The organism is Phenylobacterium sp. (genome assembly GCF_965284355.1).
Taxonomy (GTDB): Bacteria; Pseudomonadota; Alphaproteobacteria; order Caulobacterales; family Caulobacteraceae; genus Phenylobacterium.
In genome coordinates this window covers 2,126,355-2,151,338 of the sequence record NZ_OZ260078.1, presented here as the reverse complement: position 1 = coordinate 2,151,338, position 24,984 = coordinate 2,126,355, and the positions used below count along the sequence as shown (strand labels likewise).

Genomic DNA, 24,984 nt, shown 5'->3' with positions numbered 1-24,984 from the left:
CGCAACTGGGGAGTGTGCGTGCAGGGGGATAGCGTTGCGGTAGGGGGCGGACCGGCGGCTGAGGCGAAGCTCGCCGCAGCGCACAAGGCGCTCCTGAACACGCCCGGCGTCCAGTTCGACTTCAAGGCCACGCCGGACCAGAAGCCGCCCGACTGGCTGGAGCCGCTGGTTCAGTTCCTCGCCGCCATCGCGCCGGTGCTGAAGGTGCTGTTCTGGGGCGGGCTGGCGGTCGGCGCGCTGCTGATCATCTATTTCGTCGTCCGCGAGATCGCGCCCGAGAGCTGGTTCCGGGGCAAGAAGACCGTGATCCCGGTCACCGACTGGCGACCCGACGCGGGCAAGGCCCAGGCGCTGCTGGAAGACGCCGACCGGCTGGCGGCCGACGGCCGGTTCGACGAGGCGATCCACATCCTGCTGTTCCGCTCGATCGACGACCTGGTGACGCGACGCCCGGGCGTGGTTCAGCCGGCCCTCACCAGCCGCGACATCGCCACCCTCAAGGTGCTGCCTGAGGACGCCCGCGCGGCCTTCGCCCGCCTGGCCCAGGCGGTCGAGCGCACGTTCTTCGGAGGGCGGCCTGCTGACTCCGACGCCTTCTCGGTCGCGCGCGCCGATTATCAGGCCTTCGCCTTCGCCGAGGGTTGGCGATGAGCGCCGTCGCCGACCAGCCGGCCTCGGCCCCCAACTTCTCGCCCAAGGTGATCATCGCCCTGGTGCTGGTGGGGCTGGTGGCCATGGCGGGCCTTGCGGTGCTGTCGGCCTTCGCGCCCGACCTGCGCTCGGGCAACGACGGCCGGGCGCACGCGCTGTCGAAATCGGCCATCGGCTTTGCCGGAGCGCCCATCCTGCTGAAGGCCCTGGGCGCGCCGGCGGTGGTCAGCCGCATCCGGCCCACGCGGCCGCAGGAGGCGGTCGTGGTGCTGACGCCCGACGCCAGCCTCAGCCCCGAAGAACTGCAGGCCTATCCGAAGGGGCCGCTCACCCTGATCGTGCTGCCCAAGTGGGTCGCGACGCCCGACCCGATCCGCAAGGGCTATGTCCGCAAGGTGACCACCATCGTGGACGGCGACGGCTTCGAACCGATGCTCGCGTCCTATGCCAAGACGACCCGCATCGCCCATCCCAAGGGCGTCTATCGCTGGACCCTGCGCGGCGAGGGGCCGTTCGCGGGGCAGACCCTGCCGCTGGGCGCAATCGACCGGCTGCAGACGCTGTCGGGCGAGGGCTGGGCGCCGGCCCTGGTGGACGGGCAGGGGCGCATGGTCCTGGCCTATTCCCGCAAGACGCCCAGCATCTGGGTGCTGGCCGACCCCGACCTGATCAACAACCACGGCCTGTCGAGCCGCGACACGACCCGCGCGGCCGCCGCAATCTTCGAGACGGCGCGCCGGGGCGAGCGGCCGATCACCTTCGACGTCACGCTGAACGGCTACGAGCGCGGCCGCGGCATCTGGCGCACCATGCTGGAGCCGCCCTGGCTGGTGGCCACCCTGATCGGCGTGGCGGCGGGCCTGCTGATGGGCGTCCACGCCCTGGCCCGCTTCGGCCAGCCGCGGCGGCGCGAGCGCGCCTTCGCTCTGGGCGCCCGCGCGCTGGTGGACAATTCGGCCGACCTGGTGCGGATGGCGCGGCGCGAGCACGAGCTGGCCCCCGCCTATGCGGCCCTGATCCGCGGCCGGGTCATGCGGGCCGGCGGCGGGCATGCGGCCGACGAGCATTGGCTGGAACATCTTGCGGAACGCCGCGGGGCGACTTCGCCCGGCGAACTGGCCGCCGAGGCCGACACGGCCAAGACCCGCGACGACCTGCTGGCCGTCGCGCGCAAACTGTACGACTGGCGAGGGGAGATGACGCGTGAACGTCGCTGAGGTGAAGGCGCTGGCCGAGCAGGTCAGGGCCGAGGTCGGCAAGGCCATCGTGGGCCAGCACGACACCATAGACCTGCTGCTGACGGCGCTGTTCGCCCGCGGCCACGTGCTGCTGGAGGGACCGCCCGGGGTGGCCAAGACCTACCTGGCGCAGAGCTTCGCGCGCACGCTGGGCCTGGACTTCGGCCGCATCCAGTTCACGCCCGACCTGATGCCCGCCGACATCATCGGGTCCAACGTCTTCAACTTCCAGACCTCGACCTTCTCGCTGACCGAGGGGCCGCTGTTCTGCGAGCTGTTGCTGGCCGACGAGATCAACCGCACGCCGCCCAAGACCCAGGCGGCCCTGCTGGAGGCGATGCAGGAGCGGCGCGTCACCATCGACGGCAAGTCGCGCGCGCTGTCGCCCAGCTTCATGGTGGTCGCCACCCAGAACCCCCTGGAGCAGCAGGGCACCTATCCGCTGCCCGAGGCCCAGCTGGACCGGTTCCTGTTCAAGCAGACCCTGGGCTATCCGGGACGCGAGGAAGAGCGGCGCATCGTCGCCGAGTACGGCGTCCAGAGCGGCCACGCCGACCCGGCCGACCGCGGCGTGGGCCGCGTCGCCACCGCCAAGCAGCTGGCCGAAGCGCACAAGGCGGTCTCGTCCGTGCGCCTGACCGACGAGATCGTGGGCTATGTGCTGGACCTGGTGCGATCGACCCGCGAGACGCCCGACCTCTCCAGCGGCGCCTCGCCCCGCGCGGCGGCCCAGCTGGCGCTGTCGGCCCGGGCGCGCGCGGCCCTGGACGGGCGTGACTATGTGATCCCCGACGACGTGAAGGCGCTGGCGCTACCGGCGCTGCGCCACCGGGTCATCCTGTCGCCCGCCGCCGAGATCGATGGCCGCCGTCCCGACCAGATCCTGCAGGCGCTTGTTGATCTGGCGGCTGCCCCCCGTTGATGCGCGCCGCGCATCAGCATTTGGGAGGTCGCGCCTCCCGGGCGGCGAACCGGCGTCCACTTCGCCTGGAGGCGCGCTGATGAGGCTGTACCCCACCCGCCGTGCGATCGCGCTGATGGCCGTGGGCGCGGCCCCGGCCCTGGGCGTCGCCCTGGTCGCGCCTGGCCTATGGACCGCGGCGGCGGCGTGGATCGTGCTGGCCATCGGCCTGATGCTGGCGGACGCGCTGATGGCGGCCTCGCCGAGGGGCCTGGACCTCGCCATGGCCGCGCCGCGCGTGGTGGGGGTCGGGCGACCCGAGACGGCGCGGCTCACCGCCGCCTTCGCCAAGGGCGGCCCGCGCGAGATCGAGCTGGCGGTGGGCGTCAACGCCCGCCTCACCGCTGTTCCCGACCGCCAGATCGTGCGCACCCATGAGGGCCGCGCCGAGGCTGACGTGCGGCTGGACCCGGTGCGCCGGGGCGAGGGGCTGATCGAGGGCCTGTGGGCGCGCTGGCAAGGGCCCCTGGGCCTGGTCTGGCTGCAGCGGCATGAGCCGGCCCTGCCGCCGCTGGCCATCACGCCCGACGTGGCCGGCGTGAAGGACCAGGCGCTGCGCCTGTTCGCCCGCGACGCGCCCCTGGGCGCCAAGCCGCTGACCGACGCCGGCGAGGGCTCGGACTTCCACGCCCTGAAGGAGTTCCAGACCGGCATGGACCTGGGCGACATCGACTGGAAGCAGTCGGCCCGCCACGCCAAGCTGATCGGGCGCGAGTACCGCACCGAGCGCAACCACCACATCCTGCTGGCGCTGGACACCGGCCGGCTGATGAGCGCGCCCACGGCCGGACTGCCGCGCATTGACCGGGCCATCAACGGGGCCCTGTTGCTGGCCTTCGTCAGCCTGCGGATGGGCGACCGAGTGGGCCTCTTCGCCTTCGACTCGCGGCCGCGCCTGGCCAGCGGTCTGACCTCGGGCTCGGCGGCGTTCCCGCTGCTGCAGCGGATGTGCGCCCAGGTCGACTATTCCACGGAAGAGACGAACTTCACCCTGGGCCTCACGGCGCTGGCCGGCCGCCTGGACCGTCGCGCGATGGTGGTCGTCTTCACCGATTTCGCGGACGCCACCTCGGCCGAACTGATGATCGAGAACGTTGCGCGCCTGATGCGCACGCACCTCGTCCTCTTCGTCGTGTTCCGTGACGAGGAGCTGGACGGCCTGGTCACCCGCGCGCCCGAGACGCCCGACGACGTGTCCCGCGCCGTGATCGCCGAGCGGCTGGTCAGGCAGCGCGAGGGGGTCATCGGTCGCCTGAAACGCCTGGGCGCCCAGATCGTCGACGCCCCCGGCGAGGGCCTTGGGCCGGCGTTGCTGAACGGCTATCTCGATGTGAAGCGGCGGGGGCTCGTCTGATGCCCGAGCTGCAGCTGAAGAGCTGGCGCTTCCGCGCCGAGCGGGAACAGGACTGGCGGCGCCTGGAAACCCTGCTCAACAAGGCCGAGACGCAGGGGGTCGAACGGCTGAAGCGCGACGAGCTGCTGGAGCTGCCGCTGCTCTACCGCCAGGCGCTGTCGTCGCTGTCGGTGGCCCGTTCCATTTCGCTGGACCAGAGCCTGACCACCTATCTCGAGACGCTGTGCACCCGGGCCTACTTCTTCGTCTACGGCGCGCGAGCGAGATGGCCGCAGCGGATTGCGCGGTTCTTCGTGCGCGACTGGCCGGCGTCGATCCAGGCGTTGTGGCGCGAGACGGTGGTGTCGTTTCTGCTGATGGCCGTCGGCACAATCACGGCCTACGTCCTCGTCCGGCGCGACGCCGACTGGTTCTTCAGCTTCGTGGATCCCGAGCTGGCCTCGGGGCGCGACCCGATGGCGACCACCGCGTCGCTGCGCGAGTCGCTCTACGCCAAGCCTGACGCCGCCGACGGCCTGGGCGTTTTCGCCACCTTCCTCTTCACCCACAACGCCCAGGTGGCGCTGTTCGCCTTTGCGCTGGGCTTCCTTCTGTGCCTGCCGACCGCGGCGCTGATGCTGATGACCGGCGGGATGATCGGGGCCTTCGTGGCCCTGTTCGCCGCGCGCGGCCTGATCGTGGAGGAGATCGGCTGGCTGATGATCCACGGCACGACCGAGCTGTTCGCCATCGTGATCGCCGGCGCCGCCGGATTCTCGATCGGCTGGGCGGTGGCCTTCCCCGGCGCGCGCAGCCGGGTCGACGCCGCCGCCGAGGCCGGCCGCCGCGCCGCCACCGCCATGGCCGGCGTGGTCTGCATGCTGGCGGTCGCGGGGCTGCTGGAAGGCTTCGCGCGGCAGCTGATCGTCAACGACATCGCCCGTTATGGGATCGCCAGCGTGATGCTGGCCGGATGGCTGGCCTACTTCTACTGGCCGCGCGCCAAGGTCCCGGCATGACGGCGATCGGCAAGCCCCTGAAGGCCCCCAAGCCGGGCAAGGCCGGGAAGCCGCGGCGCGAGCCCTTCGACGGCTGGCGCGAGCTGGTGACGCCGGAAGGGGTGGACCTGCGGCTGCGGGTGGGCACGTACGCCGAGCGTGGGCTGGCGCTGCTGCTCGACTTCCTGATCATCGTGGGCGTGCTCGGCGCATTCTCGATCGTCATGCTGATCGTGGCCTTCGCGACGCGCGTCACGTGGATGTCCGAGGCGTTGGCGATCGTCTGGCTGCTGGGCATGTTCCTGGGCCGCAACTTCTACTTCTTCTGGTTCGAGGCCCGGCAGCGGGCGGCGACGCCGGGCAAGCGGGCCATGGGCCTGCGGGTGATCACCGCCGACGGCGGGGCGCTGACCGCCGACGCGGTGTTTGCACGCAACGCCATGCGCGAGGTCGAGGTGTTCCTGCCGCTGACCTTCTTTCTCGCCCAAGGCGAGGGCGTGGACGCGGCGCTGGTGGGGCTGGGCGCGATCTGGGGCGGCGTGCTGGTGCTGTTCCCGCTGTTCAACCGCGACCGCCGCCGGCTGGGCGACCTGGCCGCCGGCACGATGGTGGTGAAGCAGCCCAAGGTCCGCCTGCAGTCCGACCTCGCCGATACCGAGCGCACCGCCTCGAGCGGCATCGCCTTCACCGGGCCCCAGCTCGACGCCTACGGCATCAAGGAGCTGCACGTCCTGGAGGATGTGATCCGCGTGGGCGATCGCAAGGCCATGACCGAAGTGGCCGCCCGCATCCGCGCCAAGATCGGCTGGGAAGGCGGCGACATCGCCGACCGGACCTTCCTCAACGCCTACTACGCCGCGCTGCGCGGACGCCTGGAGAGCCGCCTGCTGTTCGGCCGTCGCCGAAAGGACAAGTTCGACGTCGACTAGGCGGACGTCGGGACTAGCTGAAAATCTCCGCCAGCCACTGCGGGCCGGCGCCGTCGCGCAGGCGGCGGAGTTCGACGTACAGCACGGCTACAAGCGTCGAACCCACCACGGCGGACACGGTGCTGCGGATCACCGAGAGGACGAGGAACGCCGGGCTGGTCAGCACCGCGAGACCTTCGGCGCCGTCCAGATTCGCGAGATTGCTCACCCCGCTGACCGCATTCGAGATGGTCGAGATGATCAGCAGCACGATCCAGAGCAGGATCCCGAGGCCGAAGATCCGCCAGCGGTTGCCTCGGGTGAGGTCGGCGGCCCGGCTGAACGCCCCGAAGATCCCCGTTCGGTCGGCGACCAGGGCGGGGATGGCGACGCACCAGGCGCAGGCGATCATGAGGCCTGGAACCAGCAGGAGGACCATGCCGAAACCGACGGCCAGGTAGAGCAGGATCGTCACCGCGATCAGAGCCAGGAAATTGCGCAGGCCTGTGGCGAGGCAGTCGGCGACCGAAGCCTTCTGGCCATTCAGGTCCTGGACGGTGGCGTAGATCAGCGCGCCCTGCAGGATCGTCGTCAGGATGAGTCCCGCGATGCCGCTGAGGCCGATGGCCTGGAGGTAGCCCGGGCTCAGGGTGAAGGCGCCGCGCGCCAGCTGGGTGGCCTGATCGCCCATCGTCGCGAAGGAGGCATAGGCGATGATCGTCGCCGGCAGCCCGGTCAGCACCAGCCCCAGGATCGAGAAGGTCGCGAGGTTGCGGCCGAGCACCTGGAACGTGGTCTGCAGCACCACCCCGATATCGAGCTTGCGGGATTCGATGGCTTCTGCGGTCATGGCCCGGCTCCCGGCAGCGGCTTTGCGGACGATGGTAATCATGGGTTGTGGCGACTGTCGACGCGCGTGGGCGGCGCCGCCCGGCCGGCGTCCATGAGCCTCGAACTCATCGTCCGCATCGAGCGGCTGCGGCTGCGCGCGCCCTTCCGCATTTCGCGCGGCGTGAAGACCCATGCCGAGGTCGTCGTCGCCGAGCTGCGGGCCGACGGTCAGGTCGGCTTCGGCGAATGCGTGCCCTATTCGCGCTATGGCGAGACCCCGGCGTCGGTCCAGGACCAGCTGGTCCTTGCCGGCGCGCGCCTCGCGACAGGAGAGTCGGCGCGGGCGGTGGTCGATGCCCTGCCGGCCGGCGCCGCGCGCAACGCCCTGGACTGCGCGCTCTGGGACCTGGAGGCGCGGCTGGGTCTGGGCGGCGTGGCCGAGCGCCTGGGCCGTGCGCCCGCCGCGATGGCGACAGCCGTGACGATCAGCCTGGATACCATCGACGCCATGGCCGCCGCCGCCGCGGCCGCGTCCGACGCGCCGGTGCTGAAGGTGAAGCTGGACGCCCACGACCCCGCCGAGCGCCTGCTTGCGGTCGCCGGCGCGGCGCCGGGCGCGCGCCTGATCGTCGATCCGAACGAGGGCTGGACGTTGCCGGTGCTCAACGCGATGGCCGACACCATCGCACGCCTGCCGGTCATCATGGTCGAGCAACCTCTCCCGGCCGACGACGACGCCGGCCTGCTAGGTCTCGCCTATCCGGCGCCGATCTGCGCCGACGAGGCGGTCCACACCGCCGCCGACGTGCTGCAGGTCGCCGACCGCTATCAGGTCATCAATGTGAAGCTGGACAAGGCCGGCGGACTGACCGCGGCCCTGGCGATGGCTGACCGGGCACGGGACCTGGGGCTGGGCGTCCTGGCCGGCTGCATGGTGTCGAGTTCGCTGTCCATCGCCCCCGCCATGTGGATCGGCGCGCAGGCGGACGCCGTCGATCTGGATGGGCCCTGGTGGCTTGTCAAAGATCGGACGGGGGGCTGCCGCGTCGAGCGGGGCGTGCTCTATCCGCCACAGGCGGGCTTCTGGGGTGTGTCGGGCGCCCGCCCTTGAGTTGACACGGTAAGCGCATCATCCGTTTCATCGCCGCGTAATATTTCAGTTCGGAGACCCCGTGGCTGGCGCGGCGGCAGAGACGGTCGGAACCCTCGAGGTCGCCCTCGAGCACGCCGCGCGCCTGCTGGCGGCGGACGCCATGGCCGCCGAGGCCCAGGCCCGCGAGATCCTGAAATCGGTGGGCGAGCATCCCGCCGCGCTGCGCCTGCTGGCCGCCGCCCTGCGCCGGCAGGGCGAGACCGAGGCCGCGGAAGCCGTCGACCTGCGCGGCGTCCGCGCCTCGGTGGGCGATCCGGCGCTGGTCCAGGCCGCGAGGGCCCTCTGCGACAACGACCTGCGGGTCGCCGAGCACACGCTGCGCGCGGTGCTGAAGGCCCGGCCGACCGATGTCGCGGCGATCCGCATGCTGGCCGAGACGGCCATGCGGCTGGGCCGCTACGACGACGCCGAGAACCTGCTGGCGCGCTGCGTCGAGCTGGCCCCCGGCTTTACGGCCGCACGGCACAACTACGCCACGGTCCTCTACCGTCAGAACCAGTCCGAGGCGGCGATCGCCCAGATCGACCGGCTGCTGGCGGACGACCCGCGCAACCCCGGCTACCGCAACCTGAAGGCCGCCGCGCTGGCGAAGATCGGCGAGTACGATCAGGCCATCGACCTCTACGGCGGCGTGCTGCAGGACCAGCCCGGCCAGGCCAAGGTCTGGATGAGCTATGGTCACGCGCTGAAGACGGTGGGCCGCCAGGCCGACGCCATCAAAGCCTACCGCCGCTGCGTGGCGATCGCGCCGCAGTTCGGCGAGGCCTGGTGGAGCCTGGCCAACCTCAAGACCGTCCGCTTCGAGGACCCCGACATCCTGGCGATGGAGATGGAGCTGCACCGGGCCGACCTGGGCGAGGAGGACCGATTCCACCTGGAGTTCGCGCTGGGCAAGGCGCGCGAGGACCGCGCCGACTACGAGGCCAGTTTCGGCCACTACCTCCGAGGCAACGCGCTGCGCCGCGGGTCGCTGGCCTACGAGGCCTCCGAGATCACCGGCCAGGTACAGCGGGCGAAGGCGGTGCTGACGCCTGAGCTGTTCGCCGCCCGCGCGGGCCAGGGCTGCCCGGCTCCCGACCCGATCTTCGTCGTCGGCCTGCCGCGCTCGGGCTCGACGCTGGTGGAGCAGATCCTCGCCAGCCACTCCGCCGTCGAAGGCACCCAGGAACTGCCCGACATCATCGCCCTGGTCCGCCGCCTGGGCGGCAAGGCGCGCCGGGCCTCCGAGAGCCGCTACCCCGAGGTCCTCGCCGAGCTGTCGCCCGCCGACCTTGAGGCCCTGGGCCAGGAGTACCTCGACCGCGCCCAGGTGCACCGCAAGCTGGGCCGGCCGCTGTTCATCGACAAGATGCCCAACAACTGGACGCACGTCGGGCTCATCCACCTGATCCTGCCGAACGCGAAGATCATCGACGCGCGCCGCCATCCTCTGGGCTGCTGCTTCTCGGGCTTCAAGCAGCACTTCGCCCGCGGCCAGGGCTTCACCTACGACCTGACCGACATCGGCCGGTACTATGGCGACTACGTCGCGCTAATGGCGCACTTCGACGCAATTCTGCCCGGGCGCGTCCATCGCGTGATCTATGAGCGCATGGTTGCCGATCCCGAGGGTCAGACCCGCGCGCTGCTCGATCACTGCGGCCTGCCGTTCGAGGACGCCTGCCTGCGCTTCTACGACAACGACCGCGCCGTGCGCACCGCCAGTTCCGAGCAGGTGCGCCGGCCGATCTTCACCGACGCCGCCGACCACTGGCGGAACTACGAGCCCTGGCTCGGCCCGCTCAAGGCGGCGCTGGGCCCGGTGCTCGACGCGTACCCGGATGCGCCTTGAACCTGAGGCGCGCACTCTGTTTGTTGGGGGAATATGACTATGACGGATCGAACGTCGCGGCGCGCCGCGCACTGGTCGATGGCCTTGCTGACCACCACCATGCTGACCGCGGTCGCCGGGCCGGCCCTGGCCCAGACCGGCGACGCCCAACTGGAGGAACTGGTCGTCACCGCGCAGAAGCGGTCGGAGAACCTTCAGGACGTGCCCATCAGCATCCAGGCGATCGGCTCCGACCGCCTCGACGCGCTGCAGGTCTCGGACACCAACGACTATGTGCGCTTCATGCCCAGCGTGACCGCGCCCACCGGCGCGCCGGGCTTCTCGAACTTCTACATGCGTGGCGTCGCCTCGGGCGAGAACAACAACCACTCAGGCCCGCTGCCCAGCGTCGGCGTCTATCTCGACGAACAGCCGGTGACGACGATCACGGGGCCGCTGGACGTCCACGTCTATGACATCGCCCGCGTCGAGGTGCTGGCCGGTCCGCAGGGCACGCTGTACGGCGCCAGCTCGCAGGCGGGCACGATCCGCATCATCACCAACAAGCCGTCCACCCAGGGCTTCGAGGCGATGTACGACCTCGAGGTCAACAGCGTCGCCCATGGCGACATCGGCTATGCCGCCGAGGGCATGATCAACCAGCCGCTGGGCGACCGCGCCGCGGTGCGCCTGGTGGCCTGGGCCCAGCACGACGCCGGCTACATCGACAACGTGCCGGGCTCGTTCGTCTTCCCGACCGGCAATATCCGCGTGAACAACGCCAGCCAGGTCGAGAACGACTACAACGAGGTCGACATCTACGGCGCCCGCGCGGCGCTGAAAATCGACCTGGACGACAACTGGACGGTCACGCCCGCCCTCATGGGCCAGCGCACCGAGGCCGACGGCGGCTTCGCGGCCGACCCCACGGTGGGCGACCTCAAGGTCCGCCGCTACTACCCCGAAGGTTCGGACGACAAGTGGGCCCAGGCCGCGCTGACCATCGAGGGCAAGGTCGCCAACTTCGACATCCTGTACGCCGGCGCCCACATGCGCCGGTGGATCGACACCGACAGCGACTATTCCGACTACAGCTACTTCTACGATGTGACCGCCGGCTACGGGGCCTACACCACCGACAACGCCGGCAACTTCATCAACACGTCGCAGTACATCCAGGGCCGCGACTACTTCAAGAAGACCAGCCACGAGTTCCGGATCGCCAGTCCGGCCGAGAACCGCTTCAAGGTGGTGGCGGGCCTGTTCTATCAGAAGCAGACCCACAACATCGAACAGCGCTACCGGATCGACAACCTGCAGGACCTGATCGAGGTCCCGGGGTGGCCCGACACCCTGTGGCTGACCAAGCAGCTGCGGACCGACCGTGACTACGCCGCCTTCGTCGACGGCACGTTCGACATCACCGACAAGTTCGCCATCACCGGCGGCGTCCGCTTCTTCAAGTACAAGAACTCGCTCGAGGGCTTCTTCGGCTTCGACAGGGACTTCTCGTCCCGGACGGGGGTCGCGGCCTGCTTCAATCCCACCGCGATCGTGAAGGGCGGGCCGTGCACCAACGTGGACAAGACCACCAAGGGCGACGGCCGCACCTACCGGATCAACGCCACCTACAAGGTCACCGACGACCACATGGTCTACGCCACCCTGTCGACGGGCTTCCGGCCGGGCGGCATCAACCGGCGCGGCACCCTGCCGCCCTACGACGCCGACTTCCTCAAGAACCGCGAGGTGGGCTGGAAGACCAGCTGGCTGGAAAACCGCCTGCGGTGGAACGGTGCGATCTTCTCCGAGAAGTGGGACGACTATCAGTTCTCGTTCCTGGGCGCGAACGGCCTCACCGAGATCCGCAACGGCGGCAAGGCCAAGATGAAGGGCATCGAGTCCGACATCAGCTGGCTGGTCACCGACGGCTTCACGCTGAACGGCGGGATGGCCTACACGGACGCCGAACTGAACCAGGACTACCGGCCCTCGCCCACGTCGCCGATCGAGGCGCCGAAGGGCATCTCCCTGCCGGTCACCGCCAAGTTCAAGGGCAACCTGACGGCTCGCTACGAGTGGACCTGGAACGACATGGACGCCCACGTCCAGGGCGCGCTGGTTCACACCGGCTCGGCCTTCCCGGACCTGCGCACGGCCGACCGTGCGGTGATCGGCAAGCTGCCGGCCTCCACCACGTTCGACTTCGCGATCGGCGTGGACAGCGGCAGCTGGCGGGTCGAGGCCTACGCCAAGAACCTGTTCGACGACGACGGCCAGAACGACCGCTTCGTCCAGTGCGCCGCCTCGGTGTGCTCGCGGGTCTACACGATCCCGATCCGCCCCCGCACCATCGGCCTGAAGTTCGGCCAGACGTTCTAACGACGATACGCATGAGCCCCTTCTCCCCTAGCGGGAGAAGGCGGCCTGCGCGGCGGGTTGGCGCGAGCCGCCCGGCCGCCCTGGCGCTTTGGCGCCGACAAAATTGTCCACGAACCGCACGCACCACACGAACGCGGCCTGCCGATCGCAGGGGCGCAGAGGGTCCGATCCCGTTCGTGTGGTTCGTGTGGTTCGTGGTCAAACAAGACAGCGCCTGCGGCGCGCGCGGCGGCCTCAGGGATCACATGAGCTTCGTCCACGCCTCGGGCATGTCGCTCGAGACCTTGCCAGGGAACTTGGGCGGGCGTTTCTCCAGGAAAGCAGCGACGCCCTCCTTCACGTCGGGCCCCGCGCCCAGCACCATCGACAGGTGACCGTCGATGGCCAGGGCGCCGTCGGGACTGTCCTCGCCGGCGAATTTCCACAGCATCTGGCGCGCCAGCGCGATCGACACCGGGGCGGTGTTCTCGGCGATCAGCAGCGCCAGTTCGCGGGCCCGGGCCAGCAGCTGGTCGGGCGGGACCACCTCGGCCAGCAGGCCGCCGGCCTGAGCCTCGGCCGCCGACAGGAGGCTGCCGGTCAGGCACCACTTCAGCGCCGTGGGCAGTCCTACCAGCTGCGGCAGGAACCAGGCGCTGCCCGCCTCCGGCACCAGGCCGCGGCGGGCGAAGACGAAACCGATCTTGGCTCCCTCGGCGGCGATGCGGATGTCCATCGGCAGGGTCAGGGTCGCGCCCACGCCCACGGCCGCCCCGTTGATCGCGGCGATCGAGGGTTTGCGGCAGTGGAAGATCGCGCCCACGAAGCCGCCGCCGGTCTGGCGCGGCGCGTTCGGCGCGGCGAAGGCGACCGAGCCCTCGGCCTTGGTGTCGAAGGCGCCCGAACCGCCCGAGATGTCGGCGCCGGCGCAGAATCCGCGCCCCGACCCGGTCACGATCACCACGCGCACGTCGTCGTCCGCATCGGCCCGCTGGAACGCCTGCTGCAGCTCGGCGCCCATGACCGCGGTGTAGGCGTTCAGCTTGTCGGGCCGGTTCAGCGTGATCGTCAGCACCGGGCCGTCGACCTCGTATAGGATCGTCTCGTAGGCCATCGGCGGTGTCCTCCCTGTTGTTTGCCGCATCACGCGCGCTTTACGAGGCGGCAGGTCAACAGCGCGCGGATGCGCTATAGGCCGCGACGAATGTGGAGCCGCCCCGCCACCCCGCCTGACCCGCCCTGCCGCGATCTCGCCTGCGTTGTGACGCGCGCCACCGCCTGGGCCGACCCGGTCGAGGTGGCGGCGGCCTTCGCCGAAGACATCCATGCCTGCGTCCTGCTGTCGGCCGACGGCTGGAGCTATGTGCTGCGGGCGCCCGACGCGGTGGCGGAGGAGGGCGCCGACCTCCCAGCCCTTCTGGGCGACGCCGCGCCGATGGCCGACGGCCCGCCTTTCCAGGGCGGCGTGGTGGGCCTGGCGGCCTACGAGTTCTCGGCTCAGCTGGAGGCTACGGCCCCGCAGGTTCGCGTCGGCGAGTGGCCCGACCTGACCCTGATCCGCTATCCGGCGCTGCTGGCCTTCCACGCGGGTCAGCGCCGCGGGCTGGCTATCGGGCGTGGCGCCGATTCCCGCGCGGCGGCGGCCGCCGCCGATTTCGCGCTGAGCTGGCTGGATGCGCCAAGCCCGCCGGCCCGATGTGGCGCACTCGCCGACGCTGTCGTCCTGGGCACGACCGACGACCAGCACGCCGCCGCCGTCGAGGAGACCGTGGGCCGCATCGCCGCCGGCGAGATCTTCCAGGCCAACCTGGCGCGGCCATGGCGCGGCGCGCTCGCAGTCGGCGCCAGGCCATACGATCTCTTCCGTCGCCTCGCCCGCCAGAGCGCCGCGGGCTACGCGGCCTACCTGCGCCTCCCGGGCCGCGCGTTGGTCTCCAACTCACCGGAGCGGTTCCTGTCGGTCCGTCCGCAGGCCGACGGCCTGTGGGCCGAATCCGACCCGATCAAGGGCACCCGCCCGCGCGGCGCCGACCCGACCGCGGACGCCGCCTTGGCCGCCGAACTCGCCGCCAGCGAGAAGGACCGCGCCGAGAACCTGATGATCGTGGACCTGATGCGCAACGACCTGGCGCGGGTCAGCGTGCCGGGCACCGTCCGTGTGCCCGAGCTGTGGGGCCTGCGCAGCTATGCCAACGTCCACCACCTGGTCTCCAGGGTCCGCGCGCGTCTGGCGCCCGGGCGCTCGGCCTGGGACGCGTTTCTCGCCGCCTTCCCGCCGAGCTCGGTCACCGGCGCGCCCAAGCTGCAGGCCATGAAGGTGATCGCCGACTACGAGACCCCGCGCGGCCCCTACTGCGGCAGCCTGTTCTGGGCCGGCGTCGACGGGGCGCTGGAGGCCAGCGTGCTGATCCGCACGGTCGCGCTGCTCGAAACCGCGGCAGGCTGGACGTTCGAAGCGCGCGCCGGGGGCGGGATCGTCGCCGACAGTGAGGCGCTCGCCGAAGTTGCCGAGACGACGACCAAGATTGGCGCCATCCTGCGCGCGCTGACGGATTCCGCATGACTGAGATCGCCCTCGACGACCGCGGCTTCACACTCGGCCACGGCCTGTTCGAGACGGTGCTGTGGGCGAACGATCGGCTTGAGCACTGGGACGACCACGTCGAACGGCTGGCCCGCGGCTGTCGCACCCTGCGCCTGCCGGCGCCTGACGCCGAAACCCTGCGCCGGGCCGCCCTGGTCGCCCTGGACGCCGTGGCCAGTCCGCCCCGCGCCGCGGTGCGGCTGAACTGGAGCGCGGGTTCAGGCGCCCGCGGCCTCGATCCGCCCGACACGCCGCAGCCGGTTCTGACCGCCACCGCCGCGATCGCCACCCTGCCGAAGGGTGGGGTAAGCTTGGCCACCGCGCGGGTGCGCCGCAACGACCGCTCGCCGGCGGCCCGGCTGAAGACGCTCTCCTACATCGACAATGTCCTCGCCCGCGCCGAGGCCCGCGAGGCCGGCGCCGAGGAAGCGCTGATGCTGAACACGGCGGGCGAGGTGGCCTGCGCGGCGGCGGCCAACATCTTCTGGGTGCGTCACGACGAGGTGTTCACCCCCAGCCTGGAATGCGGCGTGCTGGACGGGATCATGCGCCGCCAGGTGATCGCGGCCTGCCACGCCCTGGGCCTGCCGCTGCAGGAGGTGTTCACCAACCTCAGCCGCATCGCGGGCGCGCCGATGTTCATCACCAACAGCCTGGTGGGCGTGCGCGCCGTCGATCGCCTGGACGGCCGCGACCTGCCCGGCTCGCCGCTGGTGGCGGCGATCGCCAAGGCGGTCAGTCGAGCGCCGAAATGATCTGGCGCAGCACGGTGACCAGCCGGTCGATCTCGGCCTTGGAGACGATCAGCGGCGGCGACATCGCCAGCGTGTCGCCGGTGGCGCGGATCAGGATGCCGGCCTCGAAGGCCGCCACCATCGCCGCATAGCCGCGGCTGCCCACGGGCACGCCCGCCTTCGCCTCCAGGTCGATGCCGGCCATCAGGCCCAGGTTGCGGATGTCGGTGACGTACGGCGCGTCGCGAAGGCTGTGCACCGCGTCGGCCCAGATGTCGCTGAGCTCGGTGGCGCGTTCGAACAGGCCCTCGCGACGATAGATGTCCAGCGTCGCCAGGCCCGCCGCGCACGACACGGGGTGGCCGGAGTAGGTGTAGCCGTGGAAGAACTCCATGGCCGTCTCGGACGCGTTCACCACGGTGTCGTGGATCTCGCGTTTCGCGAACACTGCGCCCATCGGGATCACGCCGTTGGTGATGCCCTTGGCGGTGGTCATGATGTCGGGGGTGACGCCGAACCAGTGGCTGGCGAACGGGGCTCCCAGCCGCCCGAAGCCGGTGATCACCTCGTCGAAGATCAGCAGCACACCGTGCTTGTCGCACAGCGCGCGAAGCCGCTCGATGTAGCCCTTGGGCGGCACGATGACGCCCGCCGACCCCGCGACGGGTTCGATGATCACGGCGGCCAGGGTGTCGCCGTGCAGCGCCACCAGCTGTTCCAGGTCGTCGGCCCGCTCGGCGCCGTGCTCCGGCAAGCCCCGGGAGAAGGCGTTCCGTTCGACGTCCAGCGTGTGGCGGATGTGGTCCGACGGCAGCAGCGGATAGATGCGGCGATTGTTGACCAGCCCGCCGGCCGAGATGCCGCCGAAGCCCACGCCGTGATAGCCCTTCTCGCGCCCAACGATCTTGCTGCGGTGCCCCTGTCCGCGCGCCCGGTGGTAGGCGATGGCCATCTTGATCGCCGTATCTGCCGACTCCGAGCCCGAGTTGGTGAAGAAGATCCGGTCCAGCCCGGCGGGCGCGATTCCCGCAAGCGCCTGGGCGAAGTCGAAGCTGATCGGGTGGCCCATCTGGAACGAGGGCGCGTAGTCCAGGCTCATCAGCTGCTGGTTCACCGCCGCGGCGATCTCGGGCCGCGCGTGGCCGGCGTTGACGCACCAGAGGCCCGAGGTGCCGTCGAGCACCTCCCGGCCGTCCTCCGAGCGGTAGTACATGCCCTTGGCCGACACCAGGAGCCGCGGCGCCGCTTTGAACTGGCGGTTGGCCGTGAACGGCATCCAGTGGTTGGACAGGTCCGGTCGGTTGTCGCGGTCGTAGGCCATGGCGTGTGTTCCTTGCTGGCCGTACGAAATCAGCTTCGCGACGGTCTCGCTACCCCTGGGGCCGTGTCATTGGGGTTTCGGGACGGGCTCGGCGAATCCTGGGCCCAATCGGCGGGACGGTCCGCCCAGCATGCCCGCCAGACCGGCAATCGTGGCGACCAGGCCGCAGACGAGGATGGTGTTGGCGGGCCCCAGCGCCCGCAGGATCCAGGGCCCGGCGGCGGTGGCGGCCATCATCGAGCCGATGATCGTCACCATGCGCAGGCGCAGGACCGCGGCGTAGTCGTCGCTGGAGAGCCGGGTGGCGAAGAAGGTGGTGATCTGCAGCGTCGCGATGCTGTTGCCCACGCCCACCAGCGCCGCGGCCGCCGCCAGGCCTGCCACCAGCCACACCGTGGGCGCGCCCGCGAGCGCGATGGCGACCGCGCCCATCGCCGTCAGGCTCGCTCCGATCATCACATAGCCCTGGAACAGCCGCCGCAGCGGGCGCTTCGGGTGGGTCAGAACCAATAGCGGCGTCGAGACGATTTCGGTCGTCGCGCCCACGCCCATCACGATCGCCAGCCCGGGCAGGCCGACGCCGCCCTGGACGAACAACAGCGGCACGGCCACCGTGTAGCCCAGCGCATAGCCCCCGCCACGCACGCCGGTGGCGATCAGCACGCTCCACACGCCGGGGCAGGCGCTCGCCGCGTGGACGCCGCGCGCCAGCCGGCGCAGCACGCCCGGACCTGCGGCCGGCGCGCGCGTCTCGCTCTCCAGTCGGCGGCCCATCATCGCCACGGCCAGGGCCGAGGCCAGGAAGGTGACTGCGTTGACCGATAGCAGGTGGATCGGCGCCATCAACTTCAGCGCCAGCGCCGCCAGGAACGGCCCCGCCGCCTGGGCGATCCGGACGCTGGAGTCGAACAGCCCGTTGACCTCGCGCACCTTGGCGGGCGCCACGCGCGGCAGGCTGGACAGGAACACCGGCCGCGCCATTACGCCGATGGCGCTCAACGCCGCGCTCGAGGCCACCAGCATGGGCAGGCTGAGGCCCCAGGTCAGGCCGGCCAGCACGACGAGCCCGGCGCCCACGGCCGACACGATCTCGCCCGCGACCAGGAACGTCCGGCGCGGGACCATCTCGATCAGCGGCCCGGCCAGCAGGCTGACCGCCAGCATCGCCGCCGCCTGCGCCGTCACCATGAGCGAGGCGTTGGCCCCCGCCATCTCGGCCGCCAGCCAGATCGCGCCCACGCGGAACAGTTCGCTGCCCACCGCCGACAGCGACAGGCCGCTCCACAGGACCCGGACGTCCCGGTCCTTCAGCAAATCCGCATAGGGGTGCGCCATGGCCGCGAATCACGCCGCCGAGTCGCGGCAGGTGTGAACCTCCCTCCCTTGATGGGGAGGGGGGGCGCTTGCCTTCCTCGTCGTTCGGGCCCGAAGGTGGCGGCCACGATCGGCGGGAACAGCCGGCAGGAGGGAACACCATGCGCTTCGGGATCTTCTACGAGCACCAGCTGCCCAAGCCCTGGAACCCCGGCGACGAGGCCCGGCTGTTCCATGACGCCCTGGAGCAGGTGCAGCTGGCCGACCGGCTGGGCTACGACTACGCCTGGGAGGTCGAGCACCACTTCCTGGAGGAATACTCGCACTCCTCAGCGCCTGAGGTGTTCCTCGCCGCCTGCGCTGCGCTGACCAAGAATATCCGCCTGGGCCACGGCATCCGCCAGGTGATCCCCAACTACAACCACCCCGCCCGCACGGCCGAGGGCCTGGCGACGCTGGACATCATCAGCCACGGCCGCCTCGAGTTCGGGATCGGCGAAGGGGCGACCCGGCTGGAGCTGGGCGGCTTCGGCATTCCGGCGCGCGAGAAGCGGGCCCTGGCGCTGGAGGCGGCCGAGCAGATCGCCAACATGATGGTCATGGAGCCCTATCCCGGCTTCGAGGGCCGCGGCTTCTCATTCCCCTGCCGCAACGTGCTGCCCAAGCCGATGCAGACGCCGCACCCGCCGATGTGGATGGCCTGCACCAACCGCGACACCATCAAGGTGGCGGCGCAGAACGGCCTCGGGGCCCTGGCCTTCTCGTTCCTGGATCCCGATGAGGCCCGGACCTGGGCCGAAATCTACTATGGCATCATCAAGTCCGAGGCCTGTGTGCCCATCGGCCATGCCGTGAACGCCAACCTGGCCATGGTGTCGAACTTCTCGGTCCACCAAGACCGCGACGAGGCGATCCGGAGGGGGCAGGAGGGCTTCGAGTTCTTCTCCTACGCGGTGAACGCCCTGGTGGCCCACGACGTGCTGCCCGGCCGCTCGGCGCTCTTCGCAGACTTCCAGAAGAGCCGCGCCGCCAGCGACGAGGAGATCATCGCGGCCCGACGCGCCGCGCAGAACAACGCCAACGGCATCGGCACGCCGGACGACATCCGCCAGCACATCGAGCGGTTCCAGGCCGCGGGCGTCGACCAGGTGATCTTCATGCAGCAGGCCGGCCGCAACCGCCACGACCACATCTGCGAGTCGCTGGAGCTGTTCGCCGCCGAGGTGATGCCCGCCTTCAAGGCAGGGGCCGCCGAGCGAGAGGCCAGGAAGGCCGCCGAGTTCGCGCCCTATCTGGAGGCCGCGATGGCCCGGAAGCGCTGGATGGCGCCGCTGCAAGACCACGAGATCCCCGTCGTTCCGGCCTCACGCGCCAAAGCGCAGATCAACGAGGGCGCGCGCTAGATTCTACCGCGCCGTCCAGCTGGGCTGTCCGATGGCGTCGGTGCGGCACGGGCGGCCGTGCAGGCAGACCTCGCGGAACTGCCACAGCCACGCGGCGGTGGGCGCGTTCACCCAGCCGCCGCGCGCATACATCCGCAAGAGCGGCGGCCCGCCGGCCGGGTTCTTCACCCGCTTGGGCGCGCGCGGATGGTCCAGGTCGCTCAGCGGCACGAACCAGGCGGCATGCACCTCCTGCGGATTGGGAGTGAGCGTCACGGGCGTGGGCGTCCAGAAGACCACCGGGGTCACCACGTGCCCGCCCAGCGTCAGGAAATCGTCCAGCAGGCCCAGCGCCGCCTCGCGCGGCAGGCGCACGCCCACCTCCTCCTCGGTCTCGCGACGCGCCGCGTCGATCGCGTCCTCGTCGGCATCCACATTGCCGCCGGGCAGGGCGTAGTTGCCGGCGCCCCGGCGCATGTGCAGCGCCCGGCGGGTGAGGAGGTAGGCCGGCCCGGTCTCGGTCGGGTTCAGGACGATGGCCACGGCCGCGCGCCGGCGGCCCGTGGGGTCCAGCGCCACCCGTTCGAACCCGGCCAGGTTCGTCTCGATCCGCACCCGCAACGCATCCATGCCCGCAGCCTAACCCAGGTTCCCCAGCGTCGGGCACCGCATACCGTGTTTGGCGAAGTCGGCCATTGGGTCCATGCTGCCCAAAACGCGAGGAGGAACAGGCGATGGCGGACGGTGCAAACACGCTGCGGGACCAGGCGCGGGCCGAGGCCTATGCGCTGCCGCTGGAAGACCTGAACCCCGGCGATCCCGAACTCTTCCGCACCGACCGCCACTGGTCCTACTTCGAGCGCCTGCGGGCGGAGGCGCCGGTCCACTGGTGCAAGGATAGCGAGTTTGGGCCGTACTGGTCCGTAACGCGCTACAACGACATCATGGCCGTCGACACCAACCACCAGGTGTTCTCGTCCGAGGCGGCCCTGGGCGGCATCACCATCCGCGATGCGCGGCCCGACCTGCGCCGCCCCAGCTTCATCGCCATGGACCCGCCCAAGCACGACGTTCAGCGCAAGACGGTCAGCCCGATCGTGGCCCCCGCCAACCTGGCGCTGATGGAGCCGATCATCCGCGAACGCGCCGCCCGCATCCTCGACGAACTGCCGGTGGGCGAGACCTTCGACTGGGTCGACCGCGTCTCGATCGAGCTCACCACCCAGATGCTGGCCACCCTGTTCGACTTCCCGTTCGAGGATCGCCGCAAGCTGACCCACTGGTCCGACATCGCCACCACCCTGCCGATCAAGGGCGGCCTGGTGGAGACCGAGGAGGAACGCCAGGACGAGCTGATGAAGTGCCTGGCCTACTTCAACGACCTCTGGAACGAGCGCGTGAACGCCCCGCCCAAGGGCGACCTCGTCTCGATGATGGCCCACTCCGAGGCCACCCGGAACATGACGCCCGACGAGTATCTCGGGAACGTCATCCTGCTGATCGTCGGCGGCAACGACACCACCCGCAACTCGATCAGCGGCGGCCTCTATGCCCTGAACAAGTTCCCGGGCGAGTTCGACAAGCTGCGGGCCAACCCCGGCCTGATCCCCAACATGGTGCCCGAAATCATCCGTTGGCAGACGCCGCTGGCCCACATGCGCCGCACCGCCCGCGAAGACACCGAGATCGCCGGCCAGCCCATCCGGAAGGGCGACAAGGTGGTCATGTGGTACGTCTCGGGCAACCGCGACGACAGCGTCATCGACAACCCCGACGTCCTGCTCATCGACCGCGAGCGCCCGCGGCAGCACCTGTCATTCGGCTTCGGCATCCACCGCTGCGTCGGCAACCGCCTGGCCGAGCTGCAGCTCAGGATCGTCTGGGAAGAAATCCTCAAGCGCTTCCGCCACATCGAGGTGGTGGGCGAGCCCCGCCGCGTCCGCTCCAGCTTCGTGAAGGGCTACGAGACCCTGCCGGTGGTGATCCACGGGTAGGGGGCGCCCCGGCCTTGTGCCGGGGATTCATCGCTCAGCCGCGAGGCCGTCGGAGCGGGCCGCGCGGCGCGGCTCGCCGCAGAGCGACGGAGGGGCGGAAACATGGATCCCCGGCACAAGGCCGGGGATGACGTTCAAGGGGTGAGGGGAGACGGTTACCTAAACCGCCACACCCGGTCGTTAGTGCTGGCTCTCCGGCATCGTCACGCGCAGGCCGTCCAGGTCGTCGGTGACCTTGATCTGGCACGACAGGCGGCTGTTGGGCTCGACGCCTTCGGCGAAGTCGAGCATCGAGTCTTCCATGGCCGAGCGGTCGCCCGTCTTGTCCAGCCAGGCCTGGTCCACATAGACGTGGCACGTGGCGCACGCGCAGGCGCCGCCGCAGTCGGCGTCGATGCCGGGCACATTGTTCTTCACGGCGCCTTCCATGACGGAAAGGCCGGTCTTCACGTCGATGACGTGCTCGGTTCCGTTGTGCTCGACGTAGGTGATCTTGGCCATGGGCGTCCCTGAGAATCGAAGAGTGACTTACCGCCGTTCCGTTAGGCGGTGACCTCTTTCATGGAAATTGAAGGGTCCGCAAGCTTCGCCTTGTCCACGGGCTTGCGGTTGAGGATGAGCAGCTTCCCCATCATGAATTCGGGCGGGGCGTTGATCGCCTCGACCGACTGGACCTGGTCGCCCTTCAGATGGAAGACCGCGAACTTGCCGCTGGCCGGCTCGCCGCGGATCAGCACCTGATCGACGTCGAAGGCATAGCCTGCGATCTGGAGCTTCAGGTCGTATTGGTCGCTCCACTGCCAGGGGCATTCCCCCGCGGGGCGCGGCCGGCCCATGATGGCGCTCGCGACCTGCTTGGCCTGCTCCAGCGCGTTGGGCACGCTCTCCATGCGGAACATGCGATCGTAGATCGGCATCGGCCGGTGGGCCACGTCGCCGATGGCGAAGATCGCCGTATCGGTCACGCTGCGCGCATCGAGGTCGACCACGACGCCGCGGGCGCATTCCAGGCCCGCGTCCTTGGCCAGTTCGTCGTTGGGGGTCGCGCCCACGCCGACCACGACCGCGTCGCAGGCGATGATGCGGCCGTCGGCCAGCTTCACGCCCGTGACATGGCCATTCTTGCCCTCGAAGGCCGTCACGCTGGCGCCCAGCTCAAAGCGGACGCCATGCTTCTGGTGATAGGCCGTGAAGAAGTCCGACAGCGCCTCGCAGGCCACGCGCGCCAGGATGCGCGCCTCGCGCTCCAGCACGATCACCTCGGCGCCCAGCGCGCGGCCCGAGGCGGCGACCTCAAGACCGATATAGCCGCCGCCCACGACGGCCAGCGTCTTCCCCGGGCCCACGGTGGCCTTCAGCGCCTCGGCGTGCGCCGCGGTGCGCAGGAACAGGATGCCCTTCAGGTCGGCGCCCGGGATCGGCAGCGCGATGGCCCGCGCGCCGGTGGCCAGGATCAGGTGCTCATAGGTCAGGGTCGAGCCGTCCGACAGCGCCACGGTCTTGGCCGCCCGGTCTATGGCCGTGGCCGAGACCGAGGGGCGGAAGTCAATGCCGTTCTCGGCGTAGAACTCCAACGGCTTCAGGGCCAGCGAGTCGGCGTCGGCCTCGCCCTTGAGCCAGGCCTTGCTGAGCGGTGGGCGCTGATAGGGCGGGATCGGCTCATCGCCCACCATCGTGATGGGGCCCTCGAAACCGTACTGGCGCAGCAGCGCGGCCGCCGTGCCACCGGCATGACCCGCGCCCACGATCACCACATGTCCGCCCGACCCGCTCATACCCTATCCGATGCCCAAAAGTGACACTGGCGTCAACTTCAATGGCGAAACGTCACCCACCGACCGCCTCTCTTTGCCCGCTGACCCTACGGAGGGCAATCGCGCACGCCCAGCGCGCCGCAGGCGCAGGAATCTCGAACCACGGAAGACACGGAAAACACGGAAGGGCACGCGGGCCGGTCCGGGCTCCTTCCGTGTATTCTGTGTTTCCGTGGTCTTGAATCTTGGAGCGCTGACGCGCCACTGCGCCTCCCCAGCGCTCACAAGGGCTTGCCGAACGGTGTTTGGATAGGCGTCCTGTTCGCAAAGGGCCGTCAGCGCCCGGGAGGAACAGCCATGGACGACGGATCGCTCGAGTTCCGTGAAGCCGCCGCCGCCGAGGCGTGGGCCACGCCGATCGAGGCGCTGAACCCGGCCCAGACCGACCTCTTCGTCAACGACGCGATGTGGCCGGTCTTCGAGCGCCTGCGCAAGGAATCGCCCGTCCACTGGACGCCCCGCGGCGACGAGTACGACGGCTTCTGGTCGGTCACCCGCTACCAGGACATCATGGCCGTGGACACCAATCACGAGGTGTTCTCGTCAGCCGACGGCATCGTGCTGCAGTCGCTGGAGGCCAAGGCCGAGTCCGAGAAGCGCCCGCGCGGCAACAGCTTCATCGCCATGGACCCGCCGGGTCACGACATCCAGCGCAAGACGGTCAGCCCGGCCGTGGCGCCTCACAACCTGCAGGCCATGGCGCCGATCATCCGCGCCGAGGCCGGCAAGATCCTCGACAGCCTGCCGATCGGCCAGGAGTTCGACTGGGTCGACCTGGTGTCGAAGGAACTGACGGCGATGACGCTCGCCACCCTCTTCGACTACCCGCAGGCCAAGCGCCGCGAGCTGACGTTCTGGTCCGACATGTTCACCAACGCGCCGGGCTTCGGACCGGCGAAGAGCTGGGCGCACAAGCGCGAACAGGCCGACGCCTGCTTCGCAGCCTTCGACCAGCTTTGGGCCGAACGGGTGAACGCGCCGCCGAAGTTCGACCTCGTGTCGATGATGGCCCACGCCGAGGCCACCCGAAACCTCTCGGCGACCGACTACCACTCCAACGTTGTGCTGCTGATCATCGGCGGCAACGACACCACCCGGAACACGATCTCGGGCAGCGTCTATGCGCTGAACAAGAACCCGGACCAGTACGACAAGTTGCGCGCCAACCCGTCGCTGATCCCGAACATGGTCTCCGAGACCATCCGCTGGCAGACCCCGCTGGCCCACATGGCCCGCACCGCGACCCGCGACGTCGAGCTGGGCGGCAAGACCATCAAGGCCGGCGACCGGGTCGTGATGTGGTACGTCTCGGGCAACCGCGACGAGGCCCAGATCGAGGACCCCAACCGCTACAACATCGAGCGTGAGCGGCCCCGCAACCACCTGTCGTTCGGCTTCGGCATCCACCGCTGCGTGGGCAATCGCCTGGCCGAGCTCCAGCTCACGATCATCTGGGAAGAGATACTCGCCCGCTTCCCCGAAATCCGCCTCGTCCGCGAACCCCTCCGCACCCACTCGGTGTTCGTAAAGGGCTACGAGACCCTGCCGGTGGTGATCCCTTACCGGAACTGATCCAACGCCCCCTCCGTCAGCTTCG

21 protein-coding genes are annotated in these 24,984 nt (G+C 70.0%); 14 read left to right on the top strand and 7 right to left on the bottom strand.

Annotated elements, in window-relative coordinates; translation table 11 throughout:
• The first annotated feature begins 18 nt into the window (after positions 1–18).
• From ACQ66R_RS10420 to ACQ66R_RS10395, 6 genes are all read left to right on the top strand, one after another.
• Positions 19–651, top strand: coding sequence for a DUF4129 domain-containing protein (locus ACQ66R_RS10420; RefSeq protein ID WP_430421697.1), 633 nt, complete (start codon positions 19–21; stop codon positions 649–651).
• On the top strand, positions 648–1,868 hold the full coding sequence (locus ACQ66R_RS10415) for a hypothetical protein (RefSeq protein ID WP_430421696.1): 1,221 nt from the start codon (positions 648–650) through the stop codon (positions 1,866–1,868). Before ACQ66R_RS10420 ends, ACQ66R_RS10415 begins: the two co-directional genes overlap by 4 nt.
• Positions 1,855–2,811, top strand: a complete 957-nt coding sequence (locus tag ACQ66R_RS10410) for an AAA family ATPase (RefSeq protein ID WP_430421694.1) — start codon at positions 1,855–1,857, stop codon at positions 2,809–2,811. Before ACQ66R_RS10415 ends, ACQ66R_RS10410 begins: the two co-directional genes overlap by 14 nt.
• A 79-nt stretch (positions 2,812–2,890) precedes the next feature.
• Positions 2,891–4,204 (top strand): DUF58 domain-containing protein, encoded by a 1,314-nt coding sequence (locus ACQ66R_RS10405; RefSeq protein ID WP_430421693.1) that lies wholly within the window; start codon positions 2,891–2,893, stop codon positions 4,202–4,204.
• Positions 4,204–5,202, top strand: coding sequence for a stage II sporulation protein M (locus ACQ66R_RS10400; protein WP_430421691.1), 999 nt, complete (start codon positions 4,204–4,206; stop codon positions 5,200–5,202). The genes ACQ66R_RS10405 and ACQ66R_RS10400 overlap by 1 nt, the downstream gene beginning before the upstream one ends.
• The gene (locus ACQ66R_RS10395) at positions 5,199–6,110 is read left to right on the top strand and encodes an RDD family protein (protein ID WP_430421689.1); all 912 of its coding nucleotides are present in this window, start codon (positions 5,199–5,201) and stop codon (positions 6,108–6,110) included. Before ACQ66R_RS10400 ends, ACQ66R_RS10395 begins: the two co-directional genes overlap by 4 nt.
• Before the next feature lie 13 nt (positions 6,111–6,123).
• Here ACQ66R_RS10395 and ACQ66R_RS10390 read toward each other — a convergent pair whose 3' ends face one another.
• Positions 6,124–6,939 carry a hypothetical protein gene (locus tag ACQ66R_RS10390; RefSeq protein ID WP_430421687.1) on the bottom strand — a complete coding sequence of 272 codons (816 nt, stop codon included), beginning with the start codon at positions 6,937–6,939 and terminating at the stop codon, positions 6,124–6,126.
• 93 nt (positions 6,940–7,032) lie between these two features.
• Here ACQ66R_RS10390 and ACQ66R_RS10385 point away from each other — a divergent pair, with 93 nt between their 5' ends.
• The 3 genes from ACQ66R_RS10385 (at position 7,033) to ACQ66R_RS10375 (ending at position 12,265) form a co-directional block, all read left to right on the top strand.
• A complete protein-coding gene (locus tag ACQ66R_RS10385) occupies positions 7,033–8,031 on the top strand; it encodes a dipeptide epimerase (protein WP_430421685.1) in 999 nt (332 codons plus the stop codon).
• 61 nt (positions 8,032–8,092) lie between these two features.
• Positions 8,093–9,904: a sulfotransferase gene (locus tag ACQ66R_RS10380; RefSeq protein WP_430421684.1), complete on the top strand. Its 1,812-nt coding sequence runs from the start codon at positions 8,093–8,095 to the stop codon at positions 9,902–9,904.
• Positions 9,905–9,943: 39 nt separating this feature from the next.
• Positions 9,944–12,265: a TonB-dependent receptor gene (locus ACQ66R_RS10375; protein WP_430421683.1), complete on the top strand. Its 2,322-nt coding sequence runs from the start codon at positions 9,944–9,946 to the stop codon at positions 12,263–12,265.
• Positions 12,266–12,506: 241 nt separating this feature from the next.
• Here the strand turns inward: ACQ66R_RS10375 and ACQ66R_RS10370 are convergent, their stop codons facing one another.
• Entirely contained in the window at positions 12,507–13,358 is an 852-nt protein-coding gene (locus ACQ66R_RS10370; protein ID WP_430421681.1) for an enoyl-CoA hydratase-related protein, read from the bottom strand.
• A 90-nt stretch (positions 13,359–13,448) separates the two neighbouring features.
• Between ACQ66R_RS10370 and ACQ66R_RS10365 the strand changes: the two genes are divergently transcribed.
• Together ACQ66R_RS10365 and ACQ66R_RS10360 are read left to right on the top strand one after the other, a co-directional pair.
• The gene (locus ACQ66R_RS10365) at positions 13,449–14,807 is read left to right on the top strand and encodes an anthranilate synthase component I family protein (RefSeq protein WP_430421679.1); all 1,359 of its coding nucleotides are present in this window, start codon (positions 13,449–13,451) and stop codon (positions 14,805–14,807) included.
• A complete protein-coding gene (locus ACQ66R_RS10360; RefSeq protein ID WP_430421677.1) occupies positions 14,804–15,583 on the top strand; it encodes an aminotransferase class IV in 780 nt (259 codons plus the stop codon). The genes ACQ66R_RS10365 and ACQ66R_RS10360 overlap by 4 nt, the downstream gene beginning before the upstream one ends.
• On the opposite strand, the gene ACQ66R_RS10355 is transcribed toward ACQ66R_RS10360, so the two are convergent.
• Both ACQ66R_RS10355 and ACQ66R_RS10350 read right to left on the bottom strand, forming a co-directional pair.
• The gene (locus ACQ66R_RS10355; protein ID WP_430421675.1) at positions 15,564–16,883 is read right to left on the bottom strand and encodes an aspartate aminotransferase family protein; all 1,320 of its coding nucleotides are present in this window, start codon (positions 16,881–16,883) and stop codon (positions 15,564–15,566) included. The two genes, ACQ66R_RS10360 and ACQ66R_RS10355, sit on opposite strands and share 20 nt — an antisense overlap.
• 66 nt (positions 16,884–16,949) lie before the next feature.
• Positions 16,950–18,218, bottom strand: coding sequence for an MFS transporter (locus tag ACQ66R_RS10350; RefSeq protein ID WP_430421673.1), 1,269 nt, complete (start codon positions 18,216–18,218; stop codon positions 16,950–16,952).
• Positions 18,219–18,358: 140 nt separating this feature from the next.
• On the opposite strand from ACQ66R_RS10350, the gene ACQ66R_RS10345 reads away from it, so the two are divergent.
• Positions 18,359–19,600 carry an LLM class flavin-dependent oxidoreductase gene (locus ACQ66R_RS10345; RefSeq protein WP_430421671.1) on the top strand — a complete coding sequence of 414 codons (1,242 nt, stop codon included), beginning with the start codon at positions 18,359–18,361 and terminating at the stop codon, positions 19,598–19,600.
• 3 nt (positions 19,601–19,603) lie between these two features.
• Here the strand turns inward: ACQ66R_RS10345 and ACQ66R_RS10340 are convergent, their stop codons facing one another.
• On the bottom strand, positions 19,604–20,209 hold the full coding sequence (locus ACQ66R_RS10340) for an NUDIX hydrolase (protein WP_430421669.1): 606 nt from the start codon (positions 20,207–20,209) through the stop codon (positions 19,604–19,606).
• A gap of 104 nt (positions 20,210–20,313) precedes the next feature.
• Here ACQ66R_RS10340 and ACQ66R_RS10335 point away from each other — a divergent pair, with 104 nt between their 5' ends.
• Positions 20,314–21,573: a cytochrome P450 gene (locus ACQ66R_RS10335; protein ID WP_430421668.1), complete on the top strand. Its 1,260-nt coding sequence runs from the start codon at positions 20,314–20,316 to the stop codon at positions 21,571–21,573.
• A gap of 180 nt (positions 21,574–21,753) precedes the next feature.
• Here ACQ66R_RS10335 and ACQ66R_RS10330 read toward each other — a convergent pair whose 3' ends face one another.
• The gene (locus ACQ66R_RS10330; protein WP_430421666.1) at positions 21,754–22,074 is read right to left on the bottom strand and encodes a 2Fe-2S iron-sulfur cluster-binding protein; all 321 of its coding nucleotides are present in this window, start codon (positions 22,072–22,074) and stop codon (positions 21,754–21,756) included.
• A gap of 41 nt (positions 22,075–22,115) precedes the next feature.
• Positions 22,116–23,348: an NAD(P)/FAD-dependent oxidoreductase gene (locus tag ACQ66R_RS10325; RefSeq protein WP_430421664.1), complete on the bottom strand. Its 1,233-nt coding sequence runs from the start codon at positions 23,346–23,348 to the stop codon at positions 22,116–22,118.
• Positions 23,349–23,684: 336 nt separating this feature from the next.
• Between ACQ66R_RS10325 and ACQ66R_RS10320 the strand changes: the two genes are divergently transcribed.
• Positions 23,685–24,959 carry a cytochrome P450 gene (locus tag ACQ66R_RS10320; RefSeq protein ID WP_430421662.1) on the top strand — a complete coding sequence of 425 codons (1,275 nt, stop codon included), beginning with the start codon at positions 23,685–23,687 and terminating at the stop codon, positions 24,957–24,959.
• Positions 24,960–24,984 lie beyond the last annotated feature (25 nt).